At 38.6% G+C, this 7,385-nt stretch carries 7 protein-coding genes and 1 riboswitch; all 7 genes read right to left on the bottom strand.

Going from position 1 to position 7,385, the window contains the following annotated elements; genetic code table 11:
• Nucleotides 1-1,265 (bottom strand): ribosome biogenesis GTPase Der (gene der / locus FD16_RS06280; protein ID WP_056938540.1); only part of this gene is annotated, 1,265 nt, incomplete at its 3' end.
• A 77-nt stretch (nucleotides 1,266-1,342) separates the two neighbouring features.
• A complete protein-coding gene (rpsA, locus tag FD16_RS06275; protein WP_010622204.1) occupies nucleotides 1,343-2,557 on the bottom strand; it encodes a 30S ribosomal protein S1 in 1,215 nt (404 codons plus the stop codon).
• A gap of 73 nt (nucleotides 2,558-2,630) precedes the next feature.
• Nucleotides 2,631-3,314: a (d)CMP kinase gene (gene cmk, locus FD16_RS06270; RefSeq protein ID WP_010622205.1), complete on the bottom strand. Its 684-nt coding sequence runs from the start codon at nucleotides 3,312-3,314 to the stop codon at nucleotides 2,631-2,633.
• 22 nt (nucleotides 3,315-3,336) lie between these two features.
• Nucleotides 3,337-3,918, bottom strand: a complete 582-nt coding sequence (locus tag FD16_RS06265; RefSeq protein WP_010622206.1) for an SAG1386/EF1546 family surface-associated protein — start codon at nucleotides 3,916-3,918, stop codon at nucleotides 3,337-3,339.
• Nucleotides 3,919-3,979: 61 nt separating this feature from the next.
• On the bottom strand, nucleotides 3,980-5,428 hold the full coding sequence (locus FD16_RS06260; protein WP_010622207.1) for a RecQ family ATP-dependent DNA helicase: 1,449 nt from the start codon (nucleotides 5,426-5,428) through the stop codon (nucleotides 3,980-3,982).
• Complete coding sequence (locus FD16_RS06255) at nucleotides 5,418-6,461, bottom strand: helix-turn-helix domain-containing protein (RefSeq protein ID WP_010622208.1); 1,044 nt, start codon at nucleotides 6,459-6,461, stop codon at nucleotides 5,418-5,420. Before FD16_RS06255 ends, FD16_RS06260 begins: the two co-directional genes overlap by 11 nt.
• Before the next feature lie 76 nt (nucleotides 6,462-6,537).
• Nucleotides 6,538-7,107 carry an ECF transporter S component gene (locus FD16_RS06250; RefSeq protein ID WP_010622209.1) on the bottom strand — a complete coding sequence of 190 codons (570 nt, stop codon included), beginning with the start codon at nucleotides 7,105-7,107 and terminating at the stop codon, nucleotides 6,538-6,540.
• A 92-nt stretch (nucleotides 7,108-7,199) separates the two neighbouring features.
• A riboswitch (FMN riboswitch) is annotated at nucleotides 7,200-7,323 on the bottom strand.
• Nucleotides 7,324-7,385 lie beyond the last annotated feature (62 nt).

The following is a 7,385-nucleotide window of genomic DNA, read 5'->3' as shown; positions in this document are numbered from 1 at the left end:
TCAAACGCTTTTCTAATTTGATTTTCGAGATATCGTTCATAAGAAAAATGCATCGTATCAGAATCATTAACAAAAATAACAAACGTTGGTGGTTGGATAGAAACCTGTGTACCATAATAAACTCTCAACCGTTTATTATTTGAACTAGGCGTCGGATTAGCAGCAATTGCATCCATTAATACATCATTTAGTGTTGCTGATTGCACTCGCTTAGTATGATGATCATAAACATTCTTAATTAATGGAGGCAAATTAACCAGTCTCTGTTTGGTTTTAGCCGACACAAACACAATGGGAGCATAGCTTAAGTATTGAAATTCATCACGAATAATTTGTTCAAATGCCTGCATAGTTTTATTGTTCTTATCAACAGTATCCCACTTGTTAACAACAATAATTACGCCTCGGCCAGCCTCATGAGCGTAACCAGCAATTCGCTTATCAAATTCGCGAATCCCTTCTTCGGCGTTCAATACCACCAACACAATATCACTATCATCAATTGCTTTCATTGCTCGAAGCATTGCGTAACGTTCGGTATTTTCATATATCTTACCACGCTTCTTCATGCCAGCAGTATCAACCATTGTAAACTCTGTGTCATCTTCGGTTGTAAATTTGGTATCAATCGCATCACGAGTGGTACCGGCAATGTTTGAAACAATGACACGATGTTCACCCAGAATTGCGTTAACCAATGATGATTTACCAACATTAGGTCTGCCAATTAAGCTAAAGCGAATACTGTCATCTTCCTCGTTATCAACATTGTCTGGAAAATTATTAACAACCGCATCTAATAGATCACCAATTCCGATACCGTGAACACCAGAAATCGGGTACGGTTCTCCAAACCCTAATGAGTAAAAATCATAAACTTCACTTCGTAGTTCTTGGTTGTCGACTTTATTTACAGCAAGAACCACCGGCTTATTTGATCGATATAAAATTTGAGCAACTTGCTCATCTGCATCTGTCATACCAGTTTTTATATCAACAATAAACACAATTACGTCAGCCTCATCAATTGCGATTTCAGCTTGCTGCCTAATTTGCGTTACAAAAGGTTGATCAGAGATTTCAATTCCGCCTGTATCAATCAAATTGAAATTTTTTCCAATCCATTCGCCGTGAGCATAAATACGATCACGTGTAACACCCGGTGTATCTTCGACGATGGAAATTCGTTCTCCAGCAATTCGATTAAAAATAGTTGATTTGCCAACATTGGGACGACCAACAACTGCGACTACGGGATTTGCCATATTTGCACCTTCTTTCGAACAAAAATGAAGCTGGGACAATTAATCCCAGCCTCGTTTTTAATTAACATGTTTAAATATTACTTTTTAAGATCGTCCCCGATAATGTCACCAAGGGTAAAACCACTTTCCTCTTCAGGAGCGTCAGCTGAGACGTTGTTTGAGTGGTTTTGTTCGTGACCACGGTTACTATCGTTACTACCTGAAGCCTGAGGCTTTTCTTCCAAAGCCTTGATAGACAATCCTAAACGTTGTTGTTCTGGATGTACTTCAAGAACCTTAACTTGTACTTCTTGTCCTGGTGTCAAAACATCAGCAGGAGTAGCAATATGCTTATGTGAAATTTGTGAAATGTGAACCAAACCTTCAACGCCTGGGAATACTTCCACAAATGCACCAAAGCTAGTCAAACGTTTAACAGTTCCAGTCAATACACTACCTTCTGGAGCCTTTTCGGTAATATCATCCCAAGGGCCAGGTAAAGTTTGCTTGATTGAAAGTGAAATACGTTCGCGATCAGGATCAACAGAAAGCACCTTAACGCTGACCTTTTGACCAGTCTTCAAAACATCAGAAGGCTTTTCAACACGTTCGTATGCAATTTCTGAAACATGCACAAGTCCGTCAACGCCACCAAGATCAACAAAGGCACCAAAGTTAGTCATACGAGCAACTGTACCTTCGATAACTTGTCCAGCTTCCAGAGTTGAGAACAACTTCTTTGCTGCTTCTTCGTGTTCAGCTTGAACGATTGCTTTGTGAGAAAGGATCAAACGATTCTCGCTTGGTTCGATTTCAACAATCTTAAATTCAAGAGTTTGACCCTTGAACTGGTTCAAATCTTCCACAAAGTGATCTGTAATCATTGAAGCAGGCACAAAACCACGAACTCCGGCATCAACAACCAATCCACCCTTAACAACTTGTGTAACTGGTGCAGTAATTGTTTCGCCAGCTTCAAATTTCTTTTGGATGTCATCCCATACCTTACGTGCTTCTAAACGCCGGTGAGATAATAAGTAACTTCCATTTTCTTTATCATTGCCGATCTTTGAGATTACAACTAAATCTAAAACATCGCCAACCTTAACTTGTTCATTAATATCTTCAACTGGCTTTGTTGATAATTCCTTTGCAGGTACAACACCTTCAACACCCGCACCTTCAATACCAACGATTACTTGACGATCATCATCAAGGGCTAATACTTCACCCTTAACAACATCCCCAACTTTTACTTCTTCAACACTATTCAAAGCGTTTAATAAGTCGTTTCTATCTTCATTTTCAGCCATGAAAAAAATTTCCTCCTTGCAACAATCAGCTCTACCCTATATGATACCTAAAATCCGGCCATAATGCTAGTGTTTAGCTTAATTCATCTTGTTTTTTTGTAATTATTTCACTTATTTTATTTACAACTTCATCAATACTCAAACTTGTTGTGTCTAAAAGTTGAGCATCTGCCGCCTGAGTCAAAGGTGAAACTGCTCTAGTTGAATCTTTTTTATCTCTTAATTCAATCTCTGCTTGTAGTTGATCTAACGGCGTATTAATCCCTTTTGCAATGTTTTCTTTGTATCTTCTAACAGCACGTTCATGAGCGCTGGCAACTAGAAATATTTTAACGCCAGCATGTGGCAACACTGTTGTGCCAATATCACGACCATCCATGACAATGTTACCTTTGTCAGCAATTTGTCGCTGTTGATTAACAAGTTCCGTACGAACAGAAGCAATTGCTGCAACTGTAGACACATTGTTTGTAATATCGGGCTGTCTGATTGCGTCTGTAATATTCTGTGTGCCGATGAACACTTGTTGAACAGGATCTCCAGGTTTAAAACTGATTTTTGTTTTTTGTGCCAACTTAGTTACTGCTTCACTATCAGTTAAGATGATTTTGTCTTGCAGTGCAGCTAATGTAATCGCCCGATACATTGCGCCCGTATCACAGTATACGTAACCAAACTTTTTTGCAACCAATTTAGCAACCGTACTTTTCCCCGCTGAAGCCGGTCCGTCAATTGCAACTTGTAATGCTTTTGTCATTCTATTATTCCACTCCCACAACTTATTTAACGCGCAGTTTTTGCCCTGGTGTTAGTGACGCATTCTCACTAATGCCATTCAATTGGCATAACTCCTGGACAGTAAGACCGTTATTAACGGCAACACGATACAAGCCCTCACCTGCTGGCACTGTGACATACTTTTTACCACTATCGTCACTACTTGATGAAGAACTACTTGACGAACTAGAGGATACACTCGATGATGACTCCTCGCTCACGCTTGATTCACTTGACTTGCTTGCTGAACTTTTACTGCTTTTGTGTTTCGTACTACTGCTTTTGCTCGCATTTTCTGAAGACGACGATTTTTTATGTGAGCTAGAAGACTGCGCCACCCGTTCGTTATCAGAACTTGGATGATTATACGAGTCTTGGTGTCGCACCCAAATGACAACTGGAGTCGCCGCCAATGCGATAATTATCACAATTAAAATCGTTGTAATCATCGAATTATGGGATGTCTGCTTGCGATGCTTTGTACGAGAAAGGTTGCCCTCTTGATCCGTGTCCTGGTCATCACTAAAAGTTTTTTCCCACGGTTTTTTCTCCTCTTTAGGTTGATCTTCACGTTTGCCACTCATCAGGTGACCCCCTTTTTTAATTCAATCCCTATCATTGTATCATATCAAACTTCACAAATAGTTAAGATTTTTCAAAAAACAATTCATCCAAACGCTGATGCCAATCTACTGAGCCATCGTTTTTATTTTTTTTATTGCGTCTATCAAGCCCTAATCTTGCAATTTGTTCAGTATCTATCCCTAAACTACAGCAATTTACATTGTGCACAATTTTTTGTTCATCAAAGTACTGTAGTATTTTATTTCGCAAACACTCATTTGCCTTAGCGTAATTAACCATTGCGCTTAAATTAACTTCTGACTGAAATGCTCGTTTTTTAAAAATTGATTCAATTTCACTGACTGGGTAACCATTATCGATATAAAAATTCAACACGTCTCCCATTTCGCCCAGTCCGTCTGGAGTAATTTGATGCCGAGCAAATTTTTCAATCATTAAATTATTAGGAAGATTGGCTAATCCCAACTGTCTTTGAATTTGTTCATCCCCATCAGCATACATCAAAATTGCAATACTTTGTTTGCCATCTCTACCAGCACGGCCAATCTCTTGCACATAATTTTCAAGATTTGCAGGCAAGTGATAGTGAATGACAAATCTAATATCATTCTTATCTATACCCATGCCAAATGCATTCGTCGCGCAAACAACATCCAAGCTATTATTCATAAATTGGTGCTGAATTTTGTACCTAGTAACCTGATCAATACCCGCATGGTACGCAGCAATTCTAAGGCCTGTTTGATCCATCAGCCACTGGGCACATTGAGAAGCTTGCTTACGACTTGAAAAATAAATAATACCAGCACCACCAATTTGTTGTACCAATTGCGCAAGTCGTTCGTTCTTCTCTTGAACACTGTTAACTTCTTCGGTCGTTAAAAAGATATTTTCACGGTTCACAGATTTAATAACTCTTTCAACATCGTCAATATTCAAACCTAGTTTATTGATAATATCATCTTGAACTTTTTTAGTGGCTGTGGCGGTTAACATTAATACAGCCGGATGGTTAATCGACTCGATTAACCGATTTAATAACAAATATTGTGGACGAAAATCAGGGCCCCACTGAGAGATGCAGTGAGCTTCATCAATGACAAACAGACTAACATTAATTCTACGTAGCGACTGAATAACATTGTCCTGTGCTAAAATTTCTGGTGATGCAAAGATAAAACGGTACTCACTCAATCGTGCCAGACTGTTTTTCCTTTGAGGTACGGTTTGCATTGAGCTTAACATAACAACTTTTTTTTCTCCTCGCTCACGCAGGCGCGACACCTGATCTTGCATCAGTGATAGTAATGGTGAAACTATCACTACTGTGCCACTGATCAAATATGCTGGTAACTGATACAGCAACGTCTTTCCGGCTCCCGTCGGTAATACCGCCATTGTATCACGATGTTTCAGAACAGAATTAATAACCGCCTTTTGACCATCTCTAAATTGTTCATAACCAAATTGATCGTGTAATGTTTGTAAAATTTGTTCATCAGAAATCATTTACATCCATACTCCTCATAATTTGATATAGTCTAAAATAAAAGAACGCCTTTGCATCATCCGCATCAATATCATTACTAAATTTCCAGTTATCAACGTTGGCGCTACTATATAGATCATTTAACCGGTTCATCATTTGAACATCAATAACACGCAGATAAGGGAAATTATGACCTGTAAAAATAGCGGCCTCTAGTAAATGCTCTCGTACAGTCCCAATTTTAAGCCGTCGAACTTGGCTTATTTTTTTAACACTAAATTCACGTTCACTAAATAGCCTGTACGTGATCTCAGTACTGGAAGACATTAACGAGGATTTTTTCAATGGCTGAAGGAGAGATCTTAAGACTGATTCAGATGACATACTAATTGCTATGGATGCAATACCAATAAATGCATCTCTTTGCATCATCAATATATCTGCTTGTTCAATTTTTGAACGTTGTGAAAATTGATCTAGCGACTCACCAGACTGATGATGACCAATCAGCTGACTGACAACCAATTCAGCAGTCATAGCAGGTAGTTTATTCAAACATTCAGTTATTTCTTGCTTAAATTTATGAACCAAGACACCTTTGTCTTGCGAAGAAAACCAAATTTTAACCGCTTTTAATTCGTCATCATCAAAAGAAAATGGCGCGTATTGATTATTTTGATAGCTATACTCAGAAACCACCTGCGCCGCTAACATTAGTCGTCGAATCACTTTTTCAGTATCGAACCACAGATAATAATTTAAAAAATGTGGCTGATAATGACGATTATAAAATTCGGTTTGAGCTTCTTTTCCCATCTGGGTTAAAACGCCACGTTGGTCATTAACTTGCAATAAATGACCATCAACTAACCATTGAATTTGGTCATCCATCTGTTTTCTATTTAATTGTCGATCAGTTGCAAGCCACGGTAATATTTGATACCGCATCCCCCAGAATAATGTGGTCACCGTCCGCTTATTATTTAATATGTTTTCAATTACTCGGATTCTACGTGGTTGCTGATCCGAAAATAGCGTGATCAAATAATTCACTCAAATAACCCTCCAACACTAGATAATTTAAGCATAAAGAAAAGCCTGGTAAATTACCAGACCTTAAAGTTAAAATTTAAACTTGTTTACTAAGCCAGCCACGCATTCTGCCAGCAATGATCCAAAATACAACGCCAATCAAAATGCCTTTAATTAGGTTGAATGGGACGACCCCCATCATGACAAGCGAAGGTAATGAAATTGTTAGCTTCATGCCAAGAACATCCATATACAATGGCAAAACTACCAGCCAGTCAAGCAATGATTCAATAATTGTTAAACTCAATGTTCCTAAAATAATTCCCAAAATAAATTTAGAGCGCTGGGACCCATTCTTCTTTTTTAACGCAAAATAGAACGGGAAAATTAGTGCACATGATGCAATAAAGCTACTGGAAACGCCGATCAGTTCTGGAAGTGACATTCCATAAACCAGTGCGTGGATTAAACATTTCAAAAATGTAATTCCAACCGCTTCCCAAGGACCGTATATCACTAATCCGAGTAGGACGGGAATATCCGAAAAATCAATCTTTAGAAATGGTGCGATTGGAATTATCGGAAATTCCACAAACATCAATACAAACGCGATTGCGCCCAATAGTGCCATACCGACAGTTCGACGCAAATTAAATACTTTCACCACAATCGTAACCTCCAAGAGAGGTCATCTTCAAATAATGAAAACTCGCCATAAAAAAAGCGTAAACCAAAAAAGATTTACGACAAAAGAACAGCGAAAATCTTCTTTATACCAGACTATACTGTCGGCACCTGGAATTACACCAGATTCAACTGCGTACACACGCAGGTCGCGGGCTATACCGCCGGTCGGGAATTACACCCTGCCCTGAAGACGAACCTATTAAATTTTTGTACTCTTACATACAAGTTAAGTGTATCAAAATTACATGCAAGCTTCAA

This window comes from Paucilactobacillus suebicus DSM 5007 = KCTC 3549 (genome assembly GCF_001434475.1).
Lineage (GTDB): Bacteria > Bacillota > Bacilli > Lactobacillales > Lactobacillaceae > Paucilactobacillus > Paucilactobacillus suebicus.
The sequence above is the reverse complement of the archived record's forward strand: the minus strand, read 5'-3'. Positions and strand labels throughout refer to the sequence as shown.

What these genes read in the sequence shown, in the direction of transcription:
- FD16_RS06265 (WP_010622206.1), bottom strand. Translation starts at nt 3,918, where the DNA reads ATGAGTGGCAAACGTGAAGATCAACCTAAAGAGGAGAAAAAACCGTGG.
- rpsA (WP_010622204.1), bottom strand. Translation starts at nt 2,557, where the DNA reads ATGGCTGAAAATGAAGATAGAAACGACTTATTAAACGCTTTGAATAGT.
- FD16_RS06260 (WP_010622207.1), bottom strand. Translation starts at nt 5,428, where the DNA reads ATGATTTCTGATGAACAAATTTTACAAACATTACACGATCAATTTGGT.
- cmk (WP_010622205.1), bottom strand. Translation starts at nt 3,314, where the DNA reads ATGACAAAAGCATTACAAGTTGCAATTGACGGACCGGCTTCAGCGGGG.